The 26,015-nt window shown below is 44.9% G+C and carries 22 protein-coding genes; 8 read left to right on the forward strand and 14 right to left on the reverse strand.

What is annotated here, in order from left to right:
• Window positions 1-8: 8 nt before the first annotated feature.
• The 9 genes from C1S74_RS07705 to C1S74_RS07740 all read right to left on the reverse strand — a co-directional run bounded on the left by C1S74_RS07705 (window position 9) and on the right by C1S74_RS07740 (window position 10,611).
• Entirely contained in the window at window positions 9-404 is a 396-nt protein-coding gene (locus C1S74_RS07705; RefSeq protein WP_045400116.1) for a (deoxy)nucleoside triphosphate pyrophosphohydrolase, read from the reverse strand.
• A 12-nt stretch (window positions 405-416) separates the two neighbouring features.
• Window positions 417-3,713, reverse strand: coding sequence for a type I restriction endonuclease subunit R (locus C1S74_RS07710; RefSeq protein ID WP_045400113.1), 3,297 nt, complete (start codon window positions 3,711-3,713; stop codon window positions 417-419).
• 28 nt (window positions 3,714-3,741) lie between these two features.
• Window positions 3,742-5,433 (reverse strand): SWIM zinc finger family protein, encoded by a 1,692-nt coding sequence (locus C1S74_RS07715; RefSeq protein ID WP_045400110.1) that lies wholly within the window; start codon window positions 5,431-5,433, stop codon window positions 3,742-3,744.
• 201 nt (window positions 5,434-5,634) lie between these two features.
• Window positions 5,635-6,954, reverse strand: coding sequence for a restriction endonuclease subunit S (locus C1S74_RS07720; protein ID WP_045400107.1), 1,320 nt, complete (start codon window positions 6,952-6,954; stop codon window positions 5,635-5,637).
• The gene (locus C1S74_RS07725; protein ID WP_045400105.1) at window positions 6,944-8,548 is read right to left on the reverse strand and encodes a type I restriction-modification system subunit M; all 1,605 of its coding nucleotides are present in this window, start codon (window positions 8,546-8,548) and stop codon (window positions 6,944-6,946) included. Before C1S74_RS07725 ends, C1S74_RS07720 begins: the two co-directional genes overlap by 11 nt.
• A gap of 180 nt (window positions 8,549-8,728) precedes the next feature.
• On the reverse strand, window positions 8,729-8,974 hold the full coding sequence (locus C1S74_RS26410) for a hypothetical protein (protein WP_156117790.1): 246 nt from the start codon (window positions 8,972-8,974) through the stop codon (window positions 8,729-8,731).
• A gap of 180 nt (window positions 8,975-9,154) precedes the next feature.
• Complete coding sequence (locus tag C1S74_RS07730; protein WP_082039053.1) at window positions 9,155-9,358, reverse strand: helix-turn-helix transcriptional regulator; 204 nt, start codon at window positions 9,356-9,358, stop codon at window positions 9,155-9,157.
• Window positions 9,359-9,369: 11 nt separating this feature from the next.
• The gene (locus C1S74_RS07735; protein ID WP_045400102.1) at window positions 9,370-9,585 is read right to left on the reverse strand and encodes a helix-turn-helix transcriptional regulator; all 216 of its coding nucleotides are present in this window, start codon (window positions 9,583-9,585) and stop codon (window positions 9,370-9,372) included.
• A 123-nt stretch (window positions 9,586-9,708) separates the two neighbouring features.
• Window positions 9,709-10,611 carry a hypothetical protein gene (locus tag C1S74_RS07740; RefSeq protein ID WP_045400100.1) on the reverse strand — a complete coding sequence of 301 codons (903 nt, stop codon included), beginning with the start codon at window positions 10,609-10,611 and terminating at the stop codon, window positions 9,709-9,711.
• 301 nt (window positions 10,612-10,912) lie between these two features.
• On the opposite strand from C1S74_RS07740, the gene C1S74_RS07745 reads away from it, so the two are divergent.
• The 7 genes from C1S74_RS07745 to C1S74_RS07775 all read left to right on the forward strand — a co-directional run bounded on the left by C1S74_RS07745 (window position 10,913) and on the right by C1S74_RS07775 (window position 18,468).
• Window positions 10,913-11,635 carry a hypothetical protein gene (locus tag C1S74_RS07745; RefSeq protein WP_045400098.1) on the forward strand — a complete coding sequence of 241 codons (723 nt, stop codon included), beginning with the start codon at window positions 10,913-10,915 and terminating at the stop codon, window positions 11,633-11,635.
• A gap of 183 nt (window positions 11,636-11,818) precedes the next feature.
• The gene (locus tag C1S74_RS07750) at window positions 11,819-12,436 is read left to right on the forward strand and encodes a hypothetical protein (protein WP_045400095.1); all 618 of its coding nucleotides are present in this window, start codon (window positions 11,819-11,821) and stop codon (window positions 12,434-12,436) included.
• Window positions 12,437-12,483: 47 nt separating this feature from the next.
• Window positions 12,484-12,846, forward strand: coding sequence for a hypothetical protein (locus C1S74_RS07755; RefSeq protein ID WP_045400092.1), 363 nt, complete (start codon window positions 12,484-12,486; stop codon window positions 12,844-12,846).
• A 318-nt stretch (window positions 12,847-13,164) separates the two neighbouring features.
• The gene (locus C1S74_RS07760) at window positions 13,165-14,058 is read left to right on the forward strand and encodes a LysR family transcriptional regulator (RefSeq protein WP_045400089.1); all 894 of its coding nucleotides are present in this window, start codon (window positions 13,165-13,167) and stop codon (window positions 14,056-14,058) included.
• A gap of 99 nt (window positions 14,059-14,157) precedes the next feature.
• Window positions 14,158-16,200, forward strand: a complete 2,043-nt coding sequence (locus tag C1S74_RS07765) for an FUSC family protein (protein ID WP_045400087.1) — start codon at window positions 14,158-14,160, stop codon at window positions 16,198-16,200.
• 145 nt (window positions 16,201-16,345) lie between these two features.
• The gene (locus C1S74_RS07770; RefSeq protein ID WP_005440257.1) at window positions 16,346-16,921 is read left to right on the forward strand and encodes a DedA family protein; all 576 of its coding nucleotides are present in this window, start codon (window positions 16,346-16,348) and stop codon (window positions 16,919-16,921) included.
• A 179-nt stretch (window positions 16,922-17,100) separates the two neighbouring features.
• Window positions 17,101-18,468 carry a Na+/H+ antiporter NhaC family protein gene (locus C1S74_RS07775; RefSeq protein ID WP_038868783.1) on the forward strand — a complete coding sequence of 456 codons (1,368 nt, stop codon included), beginning with the start codon at window positions 17,101-17,103 and terminating at the stop codon, window positions 18,466-18,468.
• Window positions 18,469-18,515: 47 nt separating this feature from the next.
• Here C1S74_RS07775 and C1S74_RS07780 read toward each other — a convergent pair whose 3' ends face one another.
• The 3 genes from C1S74_RS07780 to C1S74_RS07790 form a co-directional block, all read right to left on the reverse strand.
• Window positions 18,516-19,352, reverse strand: a complete 837-nt coding sequence (locus C1S74_RS07780; protein WP_045400084.1) for a beta-keto acid cleavage family enzyme — start codon at window positions 19,350-19,352, stop codon at window positions 18,516-18,518.
• Complete coding sequence (locus tag C1S74_RS07785; RefSeq protein ID WP_045400081.1) at window positions 19,343-20,674, reverse strand: aspartate aminotransferase family protein; 1,332 nt, start codon at window positions 20,672-20,674, stop codon at window positions 19,343-19,345. Before C1S74_RS07785 ends, C1S74_RS07780 begins: the two co-directional genes overlap by 10 nt.
• Before the next feature lie 207 nt (window positions 20,675-20,881).
• Window positions 20,882-22,150, reverse strand: a complete 1,269-nt coding sequence (locus C1S74_RS07790) for an O-acetylhomoserine aminocarboxypropyltransferase/cysteine synthase family protein (protein ID WP_045400078.1) — start codon at window positions 22,148-22,150, stop codon at window positions 20,882-20,884.
• Window positions 22,151-22,397: 247 nt separating this feature from the next.
• Here C1S74_RS07790 and C1S74_RS07795 point away from each other — a divergent pair, with 247 nt between their 5' ends.
• Window positions 22,398-24,140: an amidohydrolase gene (locus C1S74_RS07795; protein ID WP_045400075.1), complete on the forward strand. Its 1,743-nt coding sequence runs from the start codon at window positions 22,398-22,400 to the stop codon at window positions 24,138-24,140.
• A gap of 54 nt (window positions 24,141-24,194) precedes the next feature.
• Here the strand turns inward: C1S74_RS07795 and C1S74_RS07800 are convergent, their stop codons facing one another.
• Window positions 24,195-25,331: a lipase family protein gene (locus tag C1S74_RS07800; protein ID WP_045400072.1), complete on the reverse strand. Its 1,137-nt coding sequence runs from the start codon at window positions 25,329-25,331 to the stop codon at window positions 24,195-24,197.
• A gap of 3 nt (window positions 25,332-25,334) precedes the next feature.
• Complete coding sequence (locus tag C1S74_RS07805; protein ID WP_045400069.1) at window positions 25,335-25,916, reverse strand: DUF6795 domain-containing protein; 582 nt, start codon at window positions 25,914-25,916, stop codon at window positions 25,335-25,337.
• Window positions 25,917-26,015: the final 99 nt, after the last annotated feature.

A 26,015-nucleotide genomic window follows, 5' to 3' on the forward strand; every position in this document is an offset into this window, starting at 1 on the left:
GTGCCCTCTCAGTTTCTAAGAAGCTTTTCAACGATAGGAACATCAGCTTCAGCCCAATCTAGAGAAGGCAGTTCTTCGCGATTTAACCACTGAGCATCAATGTGTTCAGTAAGTACAATCTTTCTATTCTCTACCGGGCATAGATACGCGTGCATAGTGATGTGAAAATCAGGGTAAGTATGCTCAACCGTCATAAAATAATCGACATGCTCAACACTTAAATGCAGTTCTTCCTTCAACTCCCTTTTTATCGCACATTCACGAGACTCACCTACCTCGACCTTACCTCCTGGGAACTCAAACTTTTCATGAATATAAGCCAGTTTCGAGGGGCCACGTTGAACACATAAAGTTATACCTTCATGTTGAATAACGGCTGCCACTACTTCAATCTTTTTAGCCAAACGGACTTCCTTTTAACTATTCTTCTTATAATTCTCAGCCTGCTCTAGCACGCCTTTATAAACATCATCATTTGCGATTGGCGGGAAGCCGAACCTGTGCAGAAGCAGAATCAGGTCTACCTTAAGCTTGGCTTTGATATCATCCCGCCCCGCCCAATCTGGGTACTGGGCAACGTCATCGACAATCACTTTCATCTCTTTGGCAAGCTCTAGCATCTTGTCGTCTTCGTATTCAAATTCATACTTGGTGCGCATGTGCTCCAAGATATCGAGGAAAGCTTTCTCTTCCATGTCGATGCCAAGGTCTACGAACGAGGAGAGTTCAGTCACCATCTCGCTCATTAGAGAAGTCATCTCTTTGATGATCCCTTCAAACATCTCATCCACGAATGGCTCGAACTCCTCACCTCGTAGTTCGTTACCTTCACGGCGCTCGTTGTATTGGTCCACCAGCGATTGTAAGCGCTTGGAGAAGTCGACACCTTTGAGCTGGTTTACCTTTTTAAAGTCACTAATGGCTTTGCCTAGCAGCTTTTGGAGCAACTGGATTTTGGTATGAGGCAGTTTAAGCTTTAGAACACGTTCCATGTACTCGTCATCGAAGATATCGATAGACTCAGCTTGCTCTTCACCGATAGTGAAAATTTCTTCTACGCCTTCAGCACGTAACGCTTCTGCCACTAATTCGCGAACATGCTTGTTCATTTGTGCCGTGTCTGGCGCATCACCTTTGGTCAGCTTGTAAATGATTGACCGAACAGCAATGTAGAAATGAATCAAGTCACGTTCTTGCTTAGAAAGCGACTCGCTACCACAACATACGTCATAAGCCGCCTTTAAACGCTTCACTAAGCCCATGAAGCGGTGTTCACTCTTCTTGTTCACCAAGACAAACTCTGCGGCAAGATTTAAGCACTCAAGCTGCAATCTAGGTTCGCCACTAAAGTATCCGGAACGGTCAAAGTTATGGAACATCTTACCCAGTAGGTCGATGTGATTCTTAACCTCCACTACCGAGAGTTGCACATCCTCAAAGTTGCTTTCATCGGCCTTTGAGTACATCGCAAGTGCTTGGTTCATTCGAGACTTGATGCCGATATAGTCAACGACCAAACCTTTGTCTTTGCCTTCAAACTTACGATTTACACGTGAGATAGTTTGAATCAAGTTGTGCTTTTGTAGTGGTTTATCGATATAGATGGTGTCGAGCTCTGGTACATCAAACCCCGTTAGCCACATATCCACGACTATCGCGATCTTAAAGTTAGATTTCGGAGTTTTAAACTGAGCATCTAGTGACTTGCGGTAATCTTTGGTTCCGAGTAACTTGTAAAGCTCATCTTCATCGTTACTGCCACGAGTCATCACCATTTGTACCATTGCCAAAGGCAGGGTCTCTTTAGCTTCTTGCTCAGTTAAGGTTTCACCCTCTAGGCATTTTTTAACTTCGAACCACTCAGGGCGAAGTCGCTTCACTTGTTTGTAAAAGTCGTAGGCAATTTCACGGCTGGCACACACAAACATTGCCTTACCTTTTACTGTCGACCCCTCCGCGACACGCTCTTCATAATGGGCAACAAAGTCTTTGGCTAATGCTTCCAAGCGGTCTTCATCACCTAAGATGGCATTCATGTTGGCAGAGGCTTTTTTGCTCTCTTCAATCTGATGCTCACTAGCGCCTGCCTCAGCACATTTCTCATAGTACTTCTCGACTTCTTGCAGCTTACTGTTATCGAGAATAACCTTTGCCGCTCTGCCCTCGTACACAATGCGTACCGTGATTTCATCATTCACAGACTCCGCCATTGTGTAGCTGTCTACAGGGTTACCGAACACATCTAACGTGGCATCAATTGGCGTACCTGTGAAGCCGACATACGTTGCACTAGGCAATGAGTCATGAAGATACTTAGCAAAGCCGTAGCTCTCTTTTACATCAACAGCGACACCATCTTTGTATTGCAGTGTGACCTTTTTATCGAGATTGACTTGAGAGCGGTGCGCCTCATCCGAGATACAAATAATGTTGGTACGGTTAGAAAGTACTTCTATATCTTCAGTGAACTTGTGGATGGTAGTGAGGAACACACCACCACTTTTTATTCCTTGGAGTTTGTCACGAAGGTCTTGTCGGCTCGTGACAGAAACCACCATCTCGTCACCGATATAATCACTGGCATTGCAGAACTGTTCAGAGAGCTGAGCATCTAGGTCGGTACGGTCAGTAATAAGAACAAGGGTTGGGCTTTCAAAATCAACGCTCTTCATTAACAAGCGAGACAAAAACTGCATGGTGTAGCTCTTACCACAACCTGTCGCCCCAAAATAAGTACCACCTTTACCGCTACCCCATGGCTTACGCTCTTTGTCGATGTTGTAATAAAGCTTACGAGCGGCGTAGTACTGAGGATAACGACAACACACTTTCACTTCTTTCTTCGAGGTATCAGGGAAGAAGATGAAGTTTTTCAACACGTCTAACAATCGAGTTTTATCAAACAGACCCGATATCATGGTATAGAGCGAATTGATGCCTTGTTTCTCAGTGGACTCGTTGCCAGTCACCTTGCGCCAAGCGTAGTAGAAGTCATAAGGGGCAAAGGCGTTACCCATTTTGTTGTTTACGCCATCGCTAATAATCGTCAGGGCGTTAAACACAAACAATTTAGGAATAGCACGCTTATAGCGGATGTGGATTTGTTCCCACGCATCATAGATGGTCGCTTGCTCTTCACGTACAGCGCTTTTGAATTCAAACAGGACTAGCGGTAAACCGTTAATGTAGAGAATGCCATCAGGGATACGTTCTTCATCACCATTTTCAATCTTCAATTGATTTACGACTTTGTAGATGTTTTGGTCTACAGGTTCGAAGTAACTGAGCCGATCTTCTGCGACTTTTGGCTCAGCAGATTGTGCTTTGTCTTCCAGAAGAGGCACAAACATTAATCGCAGTGCTTGTGCCAAGTGTTTGGTGTCTATCAGCTCAACATAGAGGTCTTTCTTGGAGCGGTCTTCACGCTTAAGTAGAAAACCATTAGCAAGCCAATCACAAAACGTCTTGTTGCTTTCGTATAAGTCACTAGCAGGTAGGCGATTAAGCTGGTGGACGATTTGGTCAATCTCACCTTCGGTAATGTCGTCCGCTTGATATTGCTTGGTAAGGTAAGTGCGTAAGTCATCAAGAAGCAGCACCTGTTCTGTATCTTCACGGGCTATTTGCTCACCAACGACATGCGGATAACCTTGCTCGCCCAATAACTCAATGATGGCTTGTTCGAGTTTGGCTTCAGTAAATTTTAAGCTCATGGTTTAAGGCGCTCCCTACATCAAAAGGTTACAAATGGGCGGCATAGTGCTGCTTGAACAGCTTTAACATATTACGCTTGCGCTTATAGGTGCTTGCTAGCTCTGCCACTTCACTATAAAACTGTGCTTTCTGTTTATCGTGTGGCTCAAGCAGCGATTCGGCTTTTCTCAACAATTCGATAGCAGAGGTATAAGCGTCATTATTGGTTTGTTCTATATAAACAGTAACGACTCGCAAATAGTAACTTAGCGTGTTATCGGGCTTTTTATCGACCACTGCATCAGCAAGCTTTAGCAACACATTGGTCGAAACTTTACGTGTTGACACCCAGTCACACGCTTCGCTTAACTGATGGTTATCCATATAGAACAGCACCAAGGCATCCATCACATCAGACAACGAAAAAGATTGGCTTGGTGGCTGATAAGCCTTCTTAAAGATGCGCTCAACACGAGTAAGAAATTCATCATCCTCAACTTGATAGTTTTGTTTAAACTTCGCTAAGCGTTGGTAACGTTGAAAGCTTGGCAGTTGTTCTAACTTTCGGTTGGCTAACATCCACGCTGAATGGATTTCACCCAGCTCTACATAAAGGCGGAACTGAGCCTCATCACAGGCGTTAAGCTCATACTGACTGGCGTTCTTTCTTGCTTTTGCGAGCCAATATTCGGCTTCTAACGGCTCGTGGTTATCAATAAACATATCAACAACCTCAAGGTAATCACGGTGCGTTCGCGCAATTTTTTGCTTGATCGCCACCACTTCACGCCAATCAGAACTTTGTTCAATCAGTGGCATCGCCCATGATCGCAGGTTCCAACCACTTTCATCCTGTGAAGCTTGTTCAATTGCTTGGCGGCATAAATTGAGGAAACAGGTGTTGGTTTGCCAAAGCGATTTAAAATGCTCTTCAATAGAGGGAAACACATCAAACTCATAATGGGTTAAGCGTTCAAACATCCACTCTGCTTTCGCCTGTTCGCTCCAATTCAGTTTTGCCAAAATAGCAGGCATGTGGGTATTAATCAGCGCTTCAATATCAAGCCGATCACCACTCGAATCATCAATATACTCAAGCACTTTATTCAGGCGCTGCACTAAATATTGGATGAGCTTCCATTGTTGATCCGCTTCTAAGCTTTGCATCGACTCAACAATCATACTGAGTTGTTCATGTGCTGAATGGAAATAAGCGGAACTTTCGCGCCAATCCCAGATCTCCTCGCGAGGAAGAGCTTGAGTAACGAGTTTTTTTAATTCGCTGTATACGGCCGGCTTTTCACGTATTTCAATTTTTGTGAGCAGTGCATTCCATGCGTATTCATCCTCTTCGAGGTAATCAAGCAGCATCTCTAACGTGGCCTCTTCACCGAGACTTTGCAGATGTTTTTTGATTATCTTCCGCTCACTTTGTTGATCAGCCAGAAGATCTTGGTCTTGAAGAATCATGGCAAGCGCAACGGCATGCTTACAGACGTTTTGATACTGAGCTGCAGGGCAATCACACGTCGCTGACAGTGACGTGGAGCAATCAAGGCTAACGTGATAGTCATAACTGCCTCTTACTATGGCATTGGCGGTATGCTTTTCGACAATGACGTTACGCACTGCACCATTGCGGGCGAGCTGTATCCCCTTTTGTAAGGTCGCGGTTTCACACATGGACATCAACTCAGGTAATTGAGGCCATTCAATGCCTGTCGAGAGGTGTTTATTCATACTCGTTTCCTTTACTTCACCAATGCTTTGGCTTGCTCTACTTCAGATGCTCATTCCCTTCGTTATCTCAGAACCTTCCACTTCCGTCATCTCAGAACCGAGGGACGAGGCATCTGAGATCTCGCTTTTCGTTCGCATTACCGCATTAAAAGCGAGATTCCGGATAAGTTCGTTCCTCACTTTCCGGAATGACGATACGGGTTAGTCCACTAGCGCTTTGGCTTGCTCAACTTCCGGAGAATCAAGGCGCAATTCGCCCGAGATTAGCTTTGGAAGCAGTGTGTCACGGAGTTTTGTTAACACATCAACCTCAGAAGCAATCAATGACATTTTTTCTATGGTTGGTAGTACATTCATCTCAAATTGCCTTTGAATATCAGAAGATCCAATTACAACCTGCTGATTTCCGAAGTCACCTTTCCTGAAAAACTCACGGGCGCTTCCTGATGCTAACCCTTGATTTTTTAACACCAAATTGTCGAGCATGTGCTTAATAAAACTCTGGGAGGCAATGCTCTTATCCTTTGCCCGAAAACACCACATGTTTTGATTACGCAACGCTGGCAAATGATGCTCGAAAATCAAAGCACATTTCCCAACACTAGCTCCAACCATGACCAAATGATAATCAAGGGGCTTACAAAGATACTTACTATGACTATCTAAAAACTTATCCGGTAGGAATACGTCATCATGTGCCTTTTTAACTTGGTTTTCAGAAAAATTCTTAGTTCTCAAAACAAAATTTCCAGACGTCACATAGTCTTTACTTTTAAAAGCAAATCCATTGAGAATGTCAGATATTTCACTAACGCTTGTTACGCTCCACCCCTTAGGCACCCAACCCAACCCACTCTCTTCAAATTCACTTGGGAATAGCTGACGTACATCATCAGGCAGTGGCTTAAAATCCGCACTTTCACGCACGGCTTTACGGCGCTCAACACGGGCTTCAAATACCTCTGGAATGTAACTGCCAGCATCAAGGGCGTTATCAATCACAGGGTCAAAATCGACAAACCAAGATTTAAACAACGTTTGCGCCATTTGCTCTAGGGTTTGGTTAATTTGGTTGTTTAGAGAAATCTTTTTATCAAATGCTCTCAATTGGCTTGCTAGCCTATTTTGATACTTAGGGCATACAGGAACACGCACCTTCGCCTTATGAAGATGATTTCGGTTGATTCCGGGAACAGCAGCTTTGTCGGTATAATCTTTATATGGAATAGTCTTCAAAAAATAATAGATAAATAGAGGGTCATTACCTTTAAAGTCTCTTACATACAATGTTGTATTTAGAGGCCAAAAGTTATCTTCAACATAAAATACTTGACCAATAGTTCCATATCGACCAGTTACAACACCTGGTGCAGAAACTTTATATTCATTGTGTTCTCCAGACTCTCCAGAGGAGGAAATAACGGGAACAACACCGTCCTCTCTTTTCGTCTTTGGTAAATCGTAGCCACGTTTGAGCTCTAATACATCTCCAAGCTCACACTCTTTCCACTCACTCCCCATAACCCAATGCCTCCAAGTTACTGCGAATTGCTTTATCTAGCGCTTCGGCTTGGTTCATTTGGCTATATAGAGTTTGGGATAGCTCACGCATCTTGGTTTCAAACGGAATACCATCATCTTCAACTTCAGCAGCCCCCACGTAGCGCCCCGGAGTAAGTACAAAGTCATTAGCTTTGATCTCATCGAAATTCGCTTGCTTACAAAAACCAGCAACGTCTTGGTATTGTTCAACTTTGCAGTCGCCACGCTCTACACGAGCTTTTAGCTCGACTTCATCACTGCGCCATGCGTGGTAAGTATCCGCAATAAGAGCAATATCATCTTTGGTCAGCTCTTTATGTACACGGCTGGTCATAGTGCCCATTTCACGTGCATCAATAAACAGCGTCTCTTTTTCACGCTGGCGGTAGCCTTTCGAAGTATTGGCTTGCTTGTTCTTAGTGATAAACCAGATACAAACTGGGATTTGGGTTGAGTAGAACAGCTGACCCGGTAAGGCGATCATACATTCCACCACATCGTTCTCGATAAGCTGTTGGCGGATCTCACCTTCACCAGAAGTGTTTGAGCTCATTGAGCCGTTTGCCAATACAAAACCTGCTGTGCCTGTTTCGCTTAACTTAGACAGCATGTGCAGAATCCAACCGTAGTTGGCGTTACCTGTTGGCGGTGTGCGGTAGCCAGAGAAGCGAGGATCTTTAGTTAGCTCGTTCTCATCACGCCATTGGCTGATGTTGAACGGTGGGTTCGCCATAATGTAATCGGCTTTAAGGTCTTTGTGTTGGTCTGCAAAGAAGGTATCCGCTGGGCGCTCACCCAAGTTGCCTGATAAGCCGCGAATGGCTAAGTTCATCTTGGCTAGCTTGTAGGTGGTTGACGTCAGTTCCTGACCGTAAATTGCGATGTCTTTGGTACGGCCTTCATGTTGTTTAACGAACTTCAAAGACTGAACGAACATACCGCCCGAGCCACAGGCAGGGTCATAAATTTTGCCTTGGAATGGCTCTAGCATTTCTGTAAGTAGGGTTACGACAGACTTTGGCGTATAAAACTCACCGCCTCCCTTACCTTCGGTTGCAGCAAACTTACCAAGGAAGTATTCGTAAACTCGACCGACGAGATCTTCTTCGCTCATGTCACATTCATTGGCGAGCGTGCCGATGTTCTCGATGGTATCGATCAGTGACGCAAGCTTTTTCACTTCTAGGTCTTGGCGAGAGAAGTAGTTGTCTGGCAATGCACCTTTTAAGCTTGGGTTGGCTTTTTCAATATTAGACAAAGCGGTATCGATGATGACTGCAATGTTGTCTTGCTTAGCGTGCTTTTTCACGTATGACCAACGAGAAGCTTCTTCTAGGTAGAAAATGTTGTCTTGTTGGTAAAACTCTTTCATTTCAACAAAAGCTTCTTGCCCTTCGTCGATCATCTGTTGGCGACGTGATTCGAATTTATCGCTAATGAATTTAAGGAACACAAGGCTTAATACAACGTGCTTGTATTCTGATGATTCAACGCTGCCGCGCAGCTGGTTGGCGGTATCCCAAAGGGTTTCTTCAAAACCTTTTGCAGGTTTCTTTGCTGGTGCTTTTGCCATGTTTGGTACTACTTATATTAAGTTGAGACTTTGCTGGTGGAACAAGTCATTCATGGCGTGGGATTATATATGAAATGAGATTCGTTGGGTTGATATGGATTCAATATTTGCGGATGTTACAGAGAGAAGGGAGCTCCCCTGTAAGGTCAGCACTTTAGAAAACTTAAAAGTGACATGTTTTTATGCTGGAGTAACTTTAACCTTATCTAATCGACTGTTTAGATAAGGAAAGTCATTCGTAGATATGGATAAAGTTGCAATAAGTCTGCGTTCTCCACCTGCAACTCTTAGCCTTCCATCGCGGCCAGTTGCTCGATACTTTTCCTTAATTTGGTGAGTAAAAATTGGCATACCTTCACGTGCGTTAACTTCATACACTTTTCCTTCATATCGCAAGTAAGGTGAGCAGGATTGATGTTTCTTCATATCACTCCTCTCATCCTTTGGTGGAAGGGGAAGTAGGTAGACAATATAAAATACCTACCTCCACAGCGATGATGTAAAACCATCTACCCCAGAGGTCTGAAGGTCTGAAGGTCTGAAGGTCTGAAGGTCAAAATAATAGAGGCCAACCAGATAACGAATGTAGGTATCTGGCGCTCAAATTCATTCACCATCATGCAAATGCGTTTGAACACAAGAGGATAGCCCTCTTAGCCACTGTTCTACAGACTCTTTGTCCCATCCAAATGTTCTACCGTTGTACTGCAATGGCATAGGGAATCTTCCCGTCGTCCACCGGCGGTAAAGCGTAGACGGAGAGCGTCGAACCATAAGGCAAACTTCATGTGTAGTGAGTATTTGGCTCATGATGTTCCTCCCTAAAATGACTTGCTGTATAAAGGTTTATTCAAACGGGAGCCTCGCAGTCTCACTCTAGAATCAATCCATTCACAAACCTCTGACTCAAGCCATCCGACTGCGCTTCCACTAAAATTTACATTGGCAGGAAATTCATCCATCGACATTCGTTCATAGATAGTGGAACGGGATAAGCCAGTCATAGCCATAACTTCTTTTAAGCGGACAATTCTCATTTCTTTTCCTTTAACGTGTGTTGTTAAGACGAAATGAGATTAATCGGGATCAGAGCGGACTATTGGACACTTTGAAAAATGTCTAAACGAGAAACAAAATGTCCAAAGTTCATCTCTCTTTTGCTAGAGGGTTAACTTATCTTTGTAACCCCCTTTTAACCAACGCAATAAAGAGCGGAGGTTTGGAAAGTAGCTATTGAGAGAAATACCTTTCCGTGCGAACAAATGCTCAACACGATGATGGAGTTCACTAGGTTTATTAAGTAAGTCAGCGCCTAATTCTGGATGAGAGGCAATGAGACCACATATCATGGCCAGAGCTTGATCTGCTGGTTTTCTCGGTTTTCTCTCTGGTGTGAGCTGAGTTTCACCATACAACCCAAGCTGAGTCATAGGTTTTGCTAAGTGGTAAGCTTCGAGCATTCGGTACGTATCTAGGTAACTGATGACGAGTTGTTCTCGACGAGCGTTTACTAAGAACCCTGTAACTCTGACCTTTCCAGTTTCAGCTTCTAGTTCTTGATACCAACATTCATCAACGTAAGGTAGAACTTCTACCATGAGTTCTTCATCGCCTTCTATATTCAGCATCTTGACTGCTTCTTCGTTGCTGGTTATCTGCCAAAAACCATGCAAATACGCACTAACTTCACCAATGCCTGTGCCGTGCGCTTCATAGCCAGTAACAACGGCTTGCGATGCATTACTCGAAATAAGTTCATCGATATTAGACAACATGAGCTTCTGGAAAGGGCTAACACCAATAACGTTATCGTCTGCTATTAACTCGGGTTCAACAACCTCAACATTCCCAAGCACTCCTTCACACCCAACAACACACGATGAAGACTGGCAAGGGGCACGGCTATCTAACAGCACACAAGGGCGAATGAGGCCACAAACAATCGCTTCCTCAATATACTCGATAGACACGCCAATTTGATTCGCAGCTTGTTGTAAAGAGAAATACGGGAGAGGGAAGAGTTTAAATTGTAAAGAATGAGAACTTTTTTGATCTGATGCCATCAGTAACCCCATGTCATAACGCATGATTTGTGTAGGAGTGCACATTTTTGCGTTTTACTGAATGAAGGTCGAAATAATTAATAACTAAGTGCGTACACGATCACACTGAAAATTAATAATAAGTAAAACAAATTCAATAAGTTACATATCAAGTTCATTTCCTAAACGTCACAAAAAGTATTGAAGCAAACATAGTTTAAGATTCTATACATACAGTAACATATGGAGTATAAGGCATATTAAATCATGCACTTATTCATGATAAACGACTTAAAAGCTGTAATGAAAGAGTACGTAAAAAATGAGCAAGAATGTCGCCCTTTTGGTTGCTGAAGCACCGTGGTTTTCGTTTAAAAAGAACCACGACCAAGCAAGCTGTTTGCCTTTCTTTGAAGGAGTAAAAAAGCTGGTAAATGATGGTACTGATAAACCACAACTTAACATCTATCACTGCCACTACTACGACAACAAATCCCTTTCCTATGCCCTTGACCACTTGGTCGATACAAGTGAGAACATTCAGATACTTTACATCGGTGGCCATGGTGATGGTAAACGCATCGCAGATGCAACAATCAACAAAACAACAGAGCTCATTAAAGAACGAGGAAAGAAAATCAAAGGCCTCATCGTGAGCTCATGTATGGCCGGCTTGACCGATAAATTAGCCGCAGCAACAGAAAGTTCAATCTCTGCAAATAGCCTTTCGACTCTGTGGGTGAATGGTCCTAACTGGGTTATCTCTTATAGATATGCTGTTGATTGGTTTCCATCTGCACTGCTAGAGACGGCAATCATCAAAGAATTCAGTGAGTCCTATCACCAAGAAGGGAAGCTGAATTCCAAAGCAAGCATTCTTGAATGTATGCAGAGAGCACTCGCTCCTTTTGATTTGAACGCAAGATTCGCGTCAGACGGAGATACATCAAAAACAATCAAAAACACTTTACGGATCTGGGTTCGCGCTCAAGGGGCAAGTAACCCTACAGAGATTACAGAAGAGTTGTTTGACAGCTTCTTGTAGTAAGTAATCCAGACAGGAACTCACGTAACGACCTGAGTTTTCGGCAGAATCGTAAGATTAATTTCTCGCGTTTCGGTATAACCAAGATTCAACACACCTCTTTACGATACGACGCCCTTTCATTCCCATGCTAGGGCGTTTTTCTCTTCTATAACTTTTCCATTTCAGAAGTAAGGAAACATAATGGCTATAAACAGAAGAAAAGAAGCACAAGAAACCCTATCAGCCAAACAAGTGGCAAAACTCATCCTTCTCATCAATGCGACGTCTCCGGAATACAAAGAGGAACTGAAACCTAAGTTTAAGATGCAAGAAACGGCAGTTCAGCAAATTCTGGGGATGCCACTTTCCGATGAAGACCGTAAACTCATCGTCCGAGAGCTAAATCTTCTTGGGTGGGAAGTCGCAATCAACTGTCGCTATTGGCTTGTATTTACAGCAGATGATACTCATCTATGGCATGAAGCGGGCACTAAAATGCAAATGGCAGTGCAGGCTGATTTCTCAGATGCCTCTGCATTTTCTTCTTTTAGCATTCAATCTCGCACAAATTCTCTACCAAATGACGTAGCTAAATTTCAAGAATACACAGATGACGAAGTTCGCGATGAGCTGATCCAATACGCTTATGGCCGTGCTTCGGAGTCGGCCATTGAGAAATTCGAAGATACAGATGATGAGTCCTATTTGGGTATTGAAGAAGGAGCACAGCTTCCCATTTGTCACTTTACTTACTGGGAGTACCTTGATTACTTTTTGGCAAAGAAAGGCTTGAACAGAAAAGCGCCTCTAGTCGTGTAACCACCAGCCCCTCTCTGCTGTTGTCTGGGAGGGGAAAGGAAGTACTTATGGACCCCAAATGGCTATCAAAGCTTCCGGACAGTATTGCAACAGCTCTTGTAGAGGCATATGAATCGCTGGACGAAATGAAGCGCACGTCAGATTTACTCACTGAGCAGGCCGCACTTGCAGAGCTCCAAGTTTACCTGCTCAACGTAAGTCTTTTAAGTACACAAACGTTTGAGCCGGGTTTAACTATTTTTTCTGTACCAAAACTAAAGCAGCTCGCCCGTCGTTTTCGCTCTTTTTATCGGCAATTGGATGATTTGGGATATCACTTCGGATGGATTCAAATTGACTCATCATTTCGACAGAGGGAACTGGAAAAGTATCTTTCGGAACAAATTGAGAATCTAGAGAGCCCCGGTTAGCCTTCAATAAACTCCCGACAACGACGCCTATATGTGCGCACGTCCACATTTTTGTAATTTTCCTTGTTCAAGGCTCAAGAATTAGTACACAACCGCGTACACAACACAAAACTTGAATCGATACATTACCTTAAATTTCATAAGGTTAGATATTGAATTCAAATTACGCCAGCTCCACCGAACGTTTGGAAAGGGCCAACTCGAAAGGGTTGGCCCTTTTTGTATCTGCAATTTGTATCTCCCCCTCAACTCATCGCTTTGATTCCCCATCAAAATCTCTTAGTCTGTAGTTAAGCATTCTTCAATGGACATGAGTTTATGCTAAAAGGCAGTGAGTACCCTTCTATTCGTGCGCTTCGAACCTTTGTTGCGGTTGCCAACCATCTGAGTTTTTCTAAAGCGGCAGAGAGTTTGTGCGTGACCCAAGGTGCGGTGAGCAAACAGATTGCGACGTTAGAGCAACTGGTTGGGTTGCCTTTAATTCAGCGTGGTATCAATGGTATTGAGCTCACCGAAGAAGGAAAACGTTACTTACCCAAGGTGACCGAAGCGTTGGAGATCATCCAACATGCGACGGCAAACTTGATTCAAACCAACACAGAGCAAGAGTTACTGGTAGTCGATGTAACCCCTTCTTTCGCCAGTTTGTGGTTAGTGCCTAACATTGAGGTATTCCATCAAATCCATCCTGATATCCGCGTTAAACTTCGCACCAGTGATGGCCCAATAAATCAGCTAGACGTAGACAGCGACATCACCATTCGTTGCCTTCCTCTCTCCAGTCACTACGAACATGGTCGATTGTTGCGTCAAGAAACGCTGCTGCTAACGGGCTCATCAAGTTCTTCAACGTGTAACGACAAACAATCCATTACGGATTTCGCTTTTATTCCTCAAACGACGCGCCCACAGTTGTGGGAACAGTTCAAACTAGAACAATCTCTGCAAAGCGCGATTCATTATCACCCTGTCGGTCATGAGCATTTCTATCTTTCTTATGAAGCGGTAAAGCTTGGCAAAGGGCTTGCCCTCATTCCTGATTTTATGGTGCAGCAGGCGATGTCGAGAGATGAGGTCTACCACATCCAACAATTGAGTATGCATAGCCATTATGGCTATTACGTATTTGTGCCGAACTACCGTTTAGCGGCGCGAAAAGTCTCGTTGTTCAATGATTGGCTATTTACTCAGCTTGGAGAAGGCGTCGGTTAGATAACGACTCCGCTTCAATTTTTCAATCTGTGGTTGAAGCCAGCATATCTAAAGATATTCGCGTTACACTGAAGGTGTTGCCAACTGTAATGAGGGTTTATGACGTTATCTCCTGCCTTTCTGCGTAAAATCTGGTACTCCCCTTCTGTCAACCTTGGCCTACGTGCCACCAGCGCGATTGTTCTGTTCATGGGATTGGGTCTGCTATTCAACCAAATCAATCTCGCCATGACAGCTTTAATGACCATGCCCGCAGCATTAATCAGTGGTTTAGACACTGCCGGTCCTAGACGCTGGACCCGCTTTGCGATTACCGCTTTCACGTGGAGCATTACGCTCATCATCAGTTATGCTCTGCTGAATATGGGCTTACCACTGTGGCTGACTTACGGCGCGATGGGAGCAGTATTGGCGAGCACAGCAGTGAATGGTCCGTTTTGGGGACGTCTTGGCATGTCGAGCTTACTGATCGCGGTCGTGAGCTTGTCGCTGCATAACTCCAGTGCGGTACTTGGCCTCTATCCTATGTTGGTGTTGGGACCTCTCACTTTTGCGCTGTTCAGTTGGCTTTGGTTTGCTTTATGGAAGCATTACGCGCTGCGTGTTTGTCTTTCTGCGATTTACGAGACGCTAGCGGACTACATTCAATATCGCCAAGCTTTCTTACTTGGAAGCGAAAACGACGCCCCGAAACGACGCATCAAATATCAGTTGATTGAACTATTCCAACAAGCCCTGCAATCTGAATCTTTTCGCTCGAAACATGAAGATGCCAACTCACTACGTCAGGCTCTGTTTTTGGCGCTCGATACATTTGAAGTCGTCTTGAGTAGCCATACCAGCAACCCTGATCTGCTCAAGCAATTTCAATCCAGTAAACCGAAACGAGATCTGCTCTTGGTTTGGAGCCAACACTGTCAGCAAAGATTAAGACACAAAGCCAAGCAGCTTTTGCATAACACGCATGAAGAGATGGAACACTTGAGCTCACTAGAGCAAGAAGCCCATGATTTAATTGAGGCGGTGAAGCTAGAAGACCAACCTCGCTTTCGCTACTGGGCATACGCGGTAAAACACATTTCTCGTCGTATTGAGCTGAATGAACCCGCTTATGAACGCTCATTTGAGGTACAACCGTTCGAGCTGTCTTTTCGTCTACCAAGCCGAGGTAACCCGGTTTGGCGCCACGTGACTCGCGTTGGTTTGATGTTTGCTCTTGGTGCTGGGATTGCCGAATATTTTGAATTGATTCGCCCGGATTGGGTATTGATTTCCATGTTGATGGTGATTCAACCGAGCTTCTTGGCAACCCGAAGTAAAACTTGGCAACGCTGTTTAGGTACGGCGCTTGGGGTATTGTTCGCCACCTCCTTGATTCATCTTGGCGTACCAACGACCATCCTGTTTGTGTTAATAGCTGTCCTATTACCCGTCGCGATGCTCAATATTATGCGTCATTACTCGCTGGCGATTGGTTGTATTACCGCACTGTTGATTTTGGTTTATCAGACCATGGCACACCAAGGGCTCGACTTTGCCGCTCCGCGCTTGATCGACAATGTCGTCGGTGGCGCAATTGTCTTGCTCGGTTATGGCTTATTGTGGCCGCAGTGGCGAGGTAAGGAGATTCATACCCAAGCATTAAAAGCACTCGATAGTTCAAAAAGCTTATTTGTGTATTGCTATGAGCAGTTACAAGTCGACACAGAGCAACGTGATCATATGGCGCTCACTAAGCAACGTGCCGCTATGCTCACTGCTGAAAGCGACCTTGAGCTGATTTACAACGAGATGCAGCAAGAGCCAAGGCACACTCGCGCCGATCCGCATTATTACGAAGATATGTTGAGCCATTATCGCTTGTTGAGTCACTACCTCTGCTTGCTGATCCCTCTAGTGAGAACGGGCACCCACTACCAAGGCTCACTGCAAGTCGAACGTCTGATTCATGATGCGATGGATGCGTTGATCAGTACGATTTGTGACAATCGCGTGCATGAGCTTCCAGCACTGAGCAATAAAACCGATGCCAATCATCCCTCCTCAACGGCTGGTCAACGATCTGTCGAAGAGATCATCTGGTTAGCATTGATGACGATTAAACAAATGCACGACTTAGTAAGGCGTAACCTAAAAGACTAAATCCGCAGCACTATTATCAACGGCGTGTCAGACTTTACTAACGGAGAACAACGTCGATTGACCAAGCGAACTAACAGGAGTATCACTCCAGCTTCGTTCCAGTTTTGTTAGAGGAAAGCGTTTGGAACACATAAATGAACTATTAATGGCGATGAAGCCGCTGCTTGAGCAATATGGCTATCTCGCCCTTATCGTCAGCATCTTTCTTGAAGGCATTGGCATTCCTATGCCCGGGCAATCGCTGATGATTGCGGCGTCTATCATCTCATCTGAACATGTCATGAACCTCAGCTTAGTGATGATAGTGTCTTGGTTGAGCTGTTTTTTTGGTAACACGTGTGGCTACCTAATTGGCTATTACTTCGAAGGTTGGCTAGATAAGAAAGGCTACATTTCTGGTCCTAAAATGCAGAAGCTGCAAAGTACGATTCAGAAGTATGGTCCTGCTTGTTTGGTTGTCAGTCGCTTTGTTGAAGGGATGAAACAGTTTATGCCGCTTGCTTGCGGTATTGCTAAGATGCCGCGCAAAGAATTCTTGTTAGGCAACGCGCTTGCAACCACCATTTGGGTTGCCGTGTTCAGTTTGCTCACTAACTTTGCGTTTGAGCATCTGAGCGTGCTCAGCCAGTTCTATACCGATCATCGCTACGTAGTTTGGTCTAGCGCAGCACTGCTGTTCTCACTGATGATCTTCGCACTTCTCAAACGAAAAAAAGCGTAAATGCTCTAAAACAATATAATTCCACAAAGGCTCGCTGTATCAATAAGATATGTTATGTGAGCCTTTTTTATTGGTCTTTTCCATTTAAAATAACCAGCCATTTAGACGTCTAGACGTTGACAAGTCTTTGGTGTCCGATTAGTCTGCTCGCCTTATTTGTTGATTATGTTGTCGTTCACATGTCTGGTTCTAAAAATTCTAATAAAGCAATCGCACCATCAGCGGTCGCACTTTTACCTTTAGTACTATTCCTTGCGCTGTTTATTGGCGTGGGCACTTACTTGTCTCTGCAAGGGGTAGATTTCGCGTTCTACCAACTGCCAGCGCCTATCGCAGTATTGCCTGCGGTGATCCTTGCGCTCATCCTAAGCAAAGACAAACTCAATCGTTCTATCGAACACTTTATGCGTGGCGTAGGTCATCCAGACATCATCGCGATGTGTATGATCTATCTACTTGCAGGTGCCTTTGCTGCGGTAGCAAAAGCGTCTGGCGGTGTGGATGCGACTGTTAACCTTGGTCTTTCTGCGATTCCAACCAGCATGATCTTGCCGGGTATCTTCCTGATTTCTGCATTTATCGCGACAGCGATGGGCACCTCAATGGGCACTATTGCAGCAGTTGCGCCTGTTGCTCTGGGCATTGCTCAATCTGCAGGTATGAGTCTTCCACTAACGGCAGGCGTAGTGCTAAGCGGCGCAATGTTTGGTGATAACCTTTCGATCATCTCGGACACCACCATTGCGGCAACACGCTCTCAAGGCTGTGAGATGAAAGATAAATTCAAAGAAAACATCCGTATCGCACTGCCAGCAGCACTGGTTGCGCTTGTTATCTTCGCCTTCAACAGCACAGCGACTCAAGTACCAGAAACCGGTTCTATTGAGTGGTTGAAAGTACTTCCTTACATAACGATTCTTATCCTTGCGGTATCAGGCATGAATGTGTTTGTCGTACTGACTATTGGTATCGTTTTGGCGGGCGGCGTGAGCTTGTCTTCTATCGAAAATTACGGTCTAACCAACTTCGCTCAAGACATCTACTCAGGCTTTGGCAATATGCAAGAGATCTTCTTGCTGTCCATGCTGATTGGCGGTTTGAGTGAGCTTATGCGTCGCCAAGGTGGTCTCGCGTTTCTGACTAACCTAGTGAGCGGCATCATCCGTACGTTTGGTTCTAGCCACTCGAAAGAAGCAAATGGTCGTGCAAGCGAACTAGGTATTGCTGGTCTGGTTTCGATGGTGAATACCTGTACCGCTAACAACACCGTTGCCATCATCGTATCAGGTAGCGTGGCTCGCCAACTGGCAGAAGAGAACAACGTTTCACCGCGTCGCTCTGCAAGTTTGTTGGATATCTTCTCGTGTGTTATCCAAGGTGTATTGCCATACGGTGCACAGGTTCTGCTATTGGGCTCGGTATTTAACCTTTCTCCACTAGAAGTTGTTGCGAACTCTTACTACTGTTTTGCTCTGGCAATTGCCGCTGTCGTAGCAGTGTTTATCAAACATCCAGCGCGCCAAACAGTGACTCAGGCTGAAAACTAAAATACATTTGAAGAAGGCTCCGATTGGAGCCTTTTTTGTACCTGTTGCTAAATGGATTCTCGAAAACTCTCCGCATCATGCAGTGGCACATCGAGCAATTCACAGATCTCTTTTAATCGTTGAACTTGCTCCGCATTGCTGTTCGCGGGCTGACCATCAGCACTCAAATGGTTGTTCTCAAAGCCTACCCGAACATCCAACCCCAATAACAATGCATGGGTTAAACAGTCTTGCTCTCTCGCGCCAAACGCGCACACGGCACACCTAACCTTCTCTTCGATAAATCGCTCTAAATGCAGTGCCCGTAAATCCCATGGCGAAGATTGTTGAGCCTCATGATATCGACCAAGTACAACTAACGCGTGTTTGTTTTGCTTTGGTAAAACGCCTCGCTCTCTTAGGGATAAATAGCGCTCAATGTCTGCCTGATCATACAAAATGATTTGGCTGAGAATGCCCTGTTCAGCGACCCAGTCAAAAAAGACAAAACCTTGCTCTTCACTCTGCTCATCAGGAATCAGTTCACGCAAAGCAAAAGAAGCGGCTTCTGGTTTTACCGCTTTAACCAGCGCCATTTGCTGTTGTGGCGAATACGTCCCAACTGCCTCAGTCGTGAGCTGAACAATCATCGAATCACCAACCGCAGCTTTCACCGCGTGGTAGATTTCTAAGTTGTCATCAACCTCTAGAGAATGCCTGCCTTGCGCATCTCTCGCGTGCAAATGGATCATGGCAGCCCCTGCCGTTTGACATGCTTTCGCCTCGACAACCATTTCTTCAATAGTCATCGGCAATTGAGCATGGGCTTGCTTGGTTTTTCTCGCTCCATTGGGCGCAACAATAATCGCGATTCGAGCTCTTTCAGTTGGGGAACTTATTGCCATGTTTGCGACACCTCTTTGAGTGTACGAGAGAGCTTTTCCACCAGCTCGTCAATGTGGTTTCGTTCGATGATAAAAGGTGGGGCAAGAAGGATATGATGTCCGCTTACACCATCAATCGTTCCGCCCATTGGGTAACACATCAACCCATTTGCCATCGCTTGTTGCTTGATCTTTTTGTCTGCCAAAGTTGAATTAGGCAGCGGTGTTTTACTTACTTTGTCTGCTACAAGCTCAATGCCAAGAAACAGCCCTTTACCACGAATATCTCCAAAATACGGGAAGTCTGAAAGCGCCGATTCGAGCTCTCTTTTTAACATCGCCCCTTGTTGATTGACGGCTTGCAAGAGCTTTTGGTCACCGATGGTTTGAATGGTTGCAACGGCAGCTGCGCACGCAACAGGATGCGCCATAAAGGTATGCCCATGCTGAAAGAAACCGCTACCAGACGCAATCGCCTGATAAACTTTATCGTTGGCAACAACGGCTCCGATAGGTTGATAACCCGCTCCTAAACCTTTCGCCATGCAGACTAAATCCGGGACGGCTTGCTCTTGTTCAAAAGCAAAAAAGCTACCGCTGCGCCCAACGCCACACATCACCTCATCCATGATCAGCAACACATCATAGCGATCGCAAATCTCTCGTATTCGTTTGAAGTAACCTTGAGTGGCTGGCACTGCACCAGCTGTTGCGCCAACAATCGGCTCTGCAACAAACGCCATAACGTTATCCGCACCCAGTTCTAAAATCTTAGCTTCAAGCTCATTGGCGGCTCTCAGTGAATAATCGAGTTCTGACTCATCTTCTCTTTGATAACGATAGGCATAACACGGCGCAATATGATGGCTTGGGTGCAAGATGGGTTTAAAAGGCTCACGCCGCCATTCATTACCACCAACAGCCAACGCACCAAGTGTATTACCGTGGTAGCTTTGTTGGCGGGCAATAAACTGCTTTTTCTCAGGTTTGCCACATTCCACAAAATATTGCCTTGTCATCTTTAGCGCAGATTCAACCGCTTCAGAGCCCCCACTGACTAAGTAGACATGATTAAATTGCGATGGCATTTGCTGGCAAATCAACTCAGCCAACTGCTCACTAGCTTCGCTAGTAAAAAAGCCCGTGTGAGCAAAAGGCACTTTTTCGATTTGGTCGAGCATGGCTTGTTTAACAGCTTGGTGGCTATGCCCAAGGTTTGAAACGGCAGCACCGCCGCAAGCATCGAGGTATTGGTTGCCTTGATTATCGAACAGGTAAACCCCTTCCCCTCTGGCGATAGTGGGCAACTTGGTGTGGCAATGACGGTGAAACACGTAAGACATGAGCGTCCCTTCCTAGTGACTATTTTCTAAGCATAGTCAGTAAGATGAGACTTATACGCAAGGTAAGAAAAGTACACCATCATGAGCATTTGGAATACCGCAACCCAAATAATAAAAAATCATTATAAATAAGTACGTTATAGAAATAAGGCCAGCTTTTATTAAGGCTGGCCTATGGGTAACCCAAAGCTCTGTTAGAAAGTATAATTACGCGTTCAGCGCTTGTTCTAAATCAGCCAGAATATCATCGATATGTTCAATGCCGACAGACAAACGAATCATCTCTGGAGAAACGCCCGCTTGCTTTTGCTCCACCTCACTCAACTGTCGGTGTGTAGTTGATGCAGGATGACAAGCAAGCGACTTCGCATCACCAATGTTCACCAGTCGCTTGAATATCTTAAGCGCATCGTAAAAACGTACACCCGCCTCGTAACCATCTTTCAACCCAAACGACAAGATCGCCGACGGCTTACCTTGCATGTATTTCTCAGCCAACGGATAGAACTCAGAGTCAGGCAAGCCTGCGTAACTTACCCAACTCACTTTATCGTGCTGGCTTAAATATTCCGCAACTTTGAGTGCATTTTCGGTGTGTCTCTCCATACGCAGCGACAGCGTTTCCAGTCCCTGCATCAACATAAACGCATTCATCGGTGACAAGGCTGAACCGGTATTACGCAAAGGAACGGTACGAGCACGGCCAATAAACGCTGCCTCTCCAAATGCCTCGGTGTAAACCACGCCGTGGTAAGAAGGTTCAGGCTGATTAAATACTGGGAAACGATCTTTGTGCTGCGCCCAAGGAAACTTGCCCGAATCAATGATGATGCCACCTAATGTCGTACCGTGACCACCCACATACTTAGTCAGTGAATGAATCACGATATCAGCACCAAATTCGATTGGCTTACATAGCACAGGAGTTGCGACTGTATTGTCTACAATCACAGGTACGCCCTGCGCATGAGCCAACTCAGCAACACGTTCAAGATCGATGATATTGCCAGCCGGATTACCAATGCTTTCACAGTAAACCGCTTTGGTATTCTCATCGATAAGCTCAGCGAGACTTTCAGGTTTGTCATCCTTGGCAAAACGTACCTCAATACCTTGGTTCGGCAACATATGCGCAAATAAAGTGTAGGTGCCACCGTATAGCTGAGGAGTAGAAACGATGTTATCGCCGGCTTGCGCAAGCGTGAGAATGGCGTAGTTAATTGCCGCACTGCCTGCACTAACAACCAAACCAGCAATACCGCCTTCTAGTGCTGCCATACGCTTTTCCAACACATCATTGGTTGGGTTCATAATTCGAGTGTAAATGTTTCCCGGAACTTCGAGGTTGAATAGATCGGCACCATGCTGAGCATTATCAAACTCATACGCGACGGTCTGGTAAATCGGTGTCGCAACAGATTTGGTTGTTGGGTCGGTTTCGTAGCCAAAATGGATCGAGAGTGTTTCGTCTTTCATGCATCTTCCCTGAACTATTGAGTGAATGGTTATTCTTTTATATTGCCGATTTTTTCAGCAAAGAAAAGCGCCCTAAGTCACACAACTTTTGCGACTTTAATCCCTCACTGATCAAGCCTCGGCTAACAGATTTCGCACGCATATTCCCTATTTACCTGATCGGGCTTATAAATCCATGCAACATTGTACACACCGCAACAGATATGCACTAAATTGATTAAAATCAACATCAGAACGGAGTCTTTATATGAAATCAACGTGTATTCCCATCGCCCTTTCAAGCCTTATACTTACGGGATGCTTTTCTGAAGAAACGAAACAAACAGAAGCCGTTGCAGAACCAATCAAAGTGACCGCTGCCGATAAGATCTATTTTGGTGGCGAAATCCTCACAATGGCAGGAGACACCCCAGAGTACGCCGAAGCAATTGCGACATTGGGTGAAAAAATTATCTACGTAGGCAGCAAAAAAGGCGCGATGGAACATCAGTTTGGTAAAACCCAACTGGTTGATTTAAAAGGCAAGGCTTTACTTCCTGGCTTTGTTGATCCACACAGCCATGTTTATGGTGTCGGCTTGCAGGCAATGGTGGCAAATGTTCTACCTTCTCCTGATGGTCAAGCAGACACTGTGGATGAAATTGTGGCAATTCTAAAATCCGCTGGACAAGACGATACACAACGCCTGTTCATTGAGAAAACCGATTGGATACTAGGGTTTGGTTACGACGATGCACAACTAGATCGCTATCCAACCAAAGCCGATTTGGACAAAGTCAGTACCGAAAAGCCAGTGATGATCATTCATACGTCCGGACACTTGAGTGTCGCGAACAGTAAAGCGCTTGAATTAGCAGGTATCACAGCGGAATCTCAAGATCCTCAGGGTGGCATCATTCGTCGAATGGAGGGCAGCCAAGAACCAAACGGGGTATTAGAAGAAAATGCGCACTTTGCTATGCTCTTCGGTCTCACTAAGGTTATAGACCTTGAACTGCAAGACATGATGCTCGAAGCCGCTCAGAAGATGTATGCCGAATATGGTTATACAACGGCTCAGGAGGGGCGCGCTACTATCGAAGGTTATGAAGCGATGAAACGAGCCTCCAAAGACGGCAAATTGATCATCGATTTGGTTGCTTACGCCGATATGGTTTCAAGCAGTGAATTTATGAACTCGGAATACAACTCGCCAACCTACACAAATCACTTCCGTATTGGTGGTGTTAAACTCAATTTTGATGGCTCCCCGCAAGGTAAAACAGCATGGTTAACGCAACCATATTTCCACCCACCTCATGGACAAGCAAAAGATTATGCAGGGTATCCAACATTTAAAGATGAACAAGCTTATCAATACGTTGAAACCGCTTTTAAAAATAATTGGCAGGTGCTAACCCACTCAAATGGTGATGCCGCAATAGAGCAATTTATTGATGCTGTCGCGAAAGCCAACGAAAAGTTAGGCAAAAAAGACCGACGCCCAGTACTGATACACGGGCAAACCATTCGCCAAGATCAAATTGACCGCTTAGCTGAACTTGGGATATTCCCATCTCTCTTCCCAATGCACACGTTCTATTGGGGAGATTGGCACGCTGAATCCGTTCTTGGCCACCCTCGAGCGGACTTTATATCACCAACAAAAGCGGTACGTGAAGCCGGTTTGATGTTCAGTACTCATCATGATGCCCCTGTTGCTCTACCAAACTCATTCCGAGTATTAGATGCAACTGTCAACCGAACCACTCGAACAGATGAAGTCTTGGGACCTGATCAAAGGGTAAATACCTACACGGCGCTGCAAGCCATGACGATTTGGCCCGCTTATCAGCATTTTGAAGAAACGAAGAAAGGCAGTTTAGAAGTAGGCAAGAACGCCGACTTGATCATCTTAGATAAAAACCCACTCAAGGTGGAACCCGCAACCTTAAAAGACCTAAAAATCCAAGAAACAATTAGCCGCGGAGAAACGGCTTATAAGCGCTAAACCTGTTGGATATCGGAACCAAAAGCCGCCTCATTTGAGGCGGTTTCTACATAATTAGAACGTTGTTTTAAGGGCAGCTTTAACCGCTTGATTCAATTTGCCTAAAACCAGTTCGAATACCCAGCGGATAAATGAATAGGTAAACTTAATCGCAATCTGGGCGACTTTACCTGCAAACACTAACATGTGACCAAGCAAGCCTTTTACACGCTCAGCAAACTCGCTAGAAAGTTCTGAGATTTTGACCATAGAACGAGCCATCGCATCGTAAATGGTCGCAATCGCTGCGCCACCACTTTGTAGAGCAAAAACCGTCGCCGCAAAGCCACCATCGATTAACAGGGTGAGGATTGCCGCTGAAATCTTGTCTGCCCAATCAGCAGACGGTTTCGCTTGAAGTCGGTTTTCGTAATTCAAAACAACTCGTTTAAAGGCTGAATTCGCTTTTTGATGACCAAGGCTATCCCACGTTGCTGTTTGTGTATAAGAGCTATACTCCGACATAAAATGTGCGCTAGGAAGAAGCCCCTGAGCACGATTCAATATGTACTCAGAACCATCATAAGGCACATGATAAAAAGGCCACACTGGCGCTTTGGTAACTGGATCAGCACCATTCACACAGCGGAAATGCGACGATATACGCGGCGAAGAGTTCAGCGAAAAAGACTTCATTCCAACTCTTGGTGAGCCAAAGGTATACAAATTCACTTTTCCTTTAAACTCAGGAGAGGCCGATATCCAGTTCGCAGCCAAAGTCGCTAATGCGCCACCTAAACTGTGTCCAACACAATGAATAGTGCCATTGCCAGTTACCGGATTATCACGCAGAAAACGAGTAAGTCCTTTTTTCATTGAATAAAAAGTCGTTTGAAACCCCGAGTGAACAATCTCTCCAGTCCCCGTTCCTTTTCCACTACACGTTAAGTCAGTAATTCCATCCGCTAATCCCGCTGTGCCTCTAAAAGCTAAAACAAGGTCGTTCTTATGGCGCTGACTTTTTCCTTTTCCTAGCAAAGCAAATCCAGTTTCTGGGCGAAAGAAAAAGCCACCAGATGTACCTACTTCTACTTTCGAAAAACTAAAGTGATTATCAACAACAGCAGGCAGTTTCACACGTTCAAGGTTATGCTTAACCTCATAAGCAGTAATACTTAGTTCACTAGCCATTAAAGGAGAAATAGTGCTCATTAATTACTCTTCCTTGGTCTTGTTTTTCAACACGTGGGTATCAGTACTTTCATCATATTCGTATGTATCAATTTTCTGATTGTGCCAGTCACATACAGAATGAACGGGAGTGCGCCTATTACTTTCTGGAGATATTTCAACCTCATGAATTCGCTTACTGTTTGATAACTCACAGTCTACGTTCATTAGCATCCAACTCAGAGATTCCGCACCTTCAGTTGGCACCCACGCGCCCCAGATTTCTTTCTTTTCAGAGTCGCAATCAACACAGATGTTTTGATAGACCTTCAAACTACCTCCAAAGAGATCTCCAGGAGCACTAGAACGAACAGTGATACGTTCAAAAGAAAACTCTCCTCGCTCATTGGTCTGAGCTTCGTCTGTTAGGGTTTTGCCTTTTTTGTACCCTTCATAATAAAGCTCTCGATAAACCGTTAACCCTATCTGCGGCACGCCATCAAGTTTGATGACACCGCGTACTTCTGGAGACATTTCCACATCGTATTTTTTAAACGGCCAAAACATTGCACTTGCTCCTACCGAAAATAGAGCTAGGGCCAACATAAGGAAGGATCTTTTAGCCATACTCTTTCTCTATCCATTGATTATTTTTTGGATGATATGGAAAAAGACGCAAGAGTGAGAGGAGTTAATAAACAGGAAGTAATTTGTGGGAAGCAATTC

This window comes from Vibrio hyugaensis (assembly GCF_002906655.1).
Lineage (GTDB): Bacteria > Pseudomonadota > Gammaproteobacteria > Enterobacterales > Vibrionaceae > Vibrio > Vibrio hyugaensis.

Bases quoted from the DNA above. Each gene is read 5' to 3' on its own strand.
- C1S74_RS07765 (WP_045400087.1), top strand. From the start codon at position 14,158: ATGACGTTATCTCCTGCCTTTCTGCGTAAAATCTGGTACTCCCCTTCT.
- C1S74_RS07790 (WP_045400078.1), bottom strand. From the start codon at position 22,150: ATGAAAGACGAAACACTCTCGATCCATTTTGGCTACGAAACCGACCCA.
- C1S74_RS07725 (WP_045400105.1), bottom strand. From the start codon at position 8,548: ATGGCAAAAGCACCAGCAAAGAAACCTGCAAAAGGTTTTGAAGAAACC.
- C1S74_RS26410 (WP_156117790.1), bottom strand. From the start codon at position 8,974: ATGAAGAAACATCAATCCTGCTCACCTTACTTGCGATATGAAGGAAAA.
- C1S74_RS07805 (WP_045400069.1), bottom strand. From the start codon at position 25,916: ATGGCTAAAAGATCCTTCCTTATGTTGGCCCTAGCTCTATTTTCGGTA.
- C1S74_RS07740 (WP_045400100.1), bottom strand. From the start codon at position 10,611: ATGGCATCAGATCAAAAAAGTTCTCATTCTTTACAATTTAAACTCTTC.
- C1S74_RS07750 (WP_045400095.1), top strand. From the start codon at position 11,819: ATGGCTATAAACAGAAGAAAAGAAGCACAAGAAACCCTATCAGCCAAA.
- C1S74_RS07780 (WP_045400084.1), bottom strand. From the start codon at position 19,352: ATGGCAATAAGTTCCCCAACTGAAAGAGCTCGAATCGCGATTATTGTT.
- C1S74_RS07715 (WP_045400110.1), bottom strand. From the start codon at position 5,433: ATGAATAAACACCTCTCGACAGGCATTGAATGGCCTCAATTACCTGAG.
- C1S74_RS07760 (WP_045400089.1), top strand. From the start codon at position 13,165: ATGCTAAAAGGCAGTGAGTACCCTTCTATTCGTGCGCTTCGAACCTTT.
- C1S74_RS07735 (WP_045400102.1), bottom strand. From the start codon at position 9,585: ATGAGAATTGTCCGCTTAAAAGAAGTTATGGCTATGACTGGCTTATCC.
- C1S74_RS07775 (WP_038868783.1), top strand. From the start codon at position 17,101: ATGTCTGGTTCTAAAAATTCTAATAAAGCAATCGCACCATCAGCGGTC.
- C1S74_RS07730 (WP_082039053.1), bottom strand. From the start codon at position 9,358: ATGAGCCAAATACTCACTACACATGAAGTTTGCCTTATGGTTCGACGC.
- C1S74_RS07785 (WP_045400081.1), bottom strand. From the start codon at position 20,674: ATGTCTTACGTGTTTCACCGTCATTGCCACACCAAGTTGCCCACTATC.
- C1S74_RS07710 (WP_045400113.1), bottom strand. From the start codon at position 3,713: ATGAGCTTAAAATTTACTGAAGCCAAACTCGAACAAGCCATCATTGAG.
- C1S74_RS07795 (WP_045400075.1), top strand. From the start codon at position 22,398: ATGAAATCAACGTGTATTCCCATCGCCCTTTCAAGCCTTATACTTACG.
- C1S74_RS07800 (WP_045400072.1), bottom strand. From the start codon at position 25,331: ATGAGCACTATTTCTCCTTTAATGGCTAGTGAACTAAGTATTACTGCT.
- C1S74_RS07770 (WP_005440257.1), top strand. From the start codon at position 16,346: ATGGCGATGAAGCCGCTGCTTGAGCAATATGGCTATCTCGCCCTTATC.
- C1S74_RS07745 (WP_045400098.1), top strand. From the start codon at position 10,913: ATGAGCAAGAATGTCGCCCTTTTGGTTGCTGAAGCACCGTGGTTTTCG.
- C1S74_RS07755 (WP_045400092.1), top strand. From the start codon at position 12,484: ATGGACCCCAAATGGCTATCAAAGCTTCCGGACAGTATTGCAACAGCT.
- C1S74_RS07720 (WP_045400107.1), bottom strand. From the start codon at position 6,954: ATGGGGAGTGAGTGGAAAGAGTGTGAGCTTGGAGATGTATTAGAGCTC.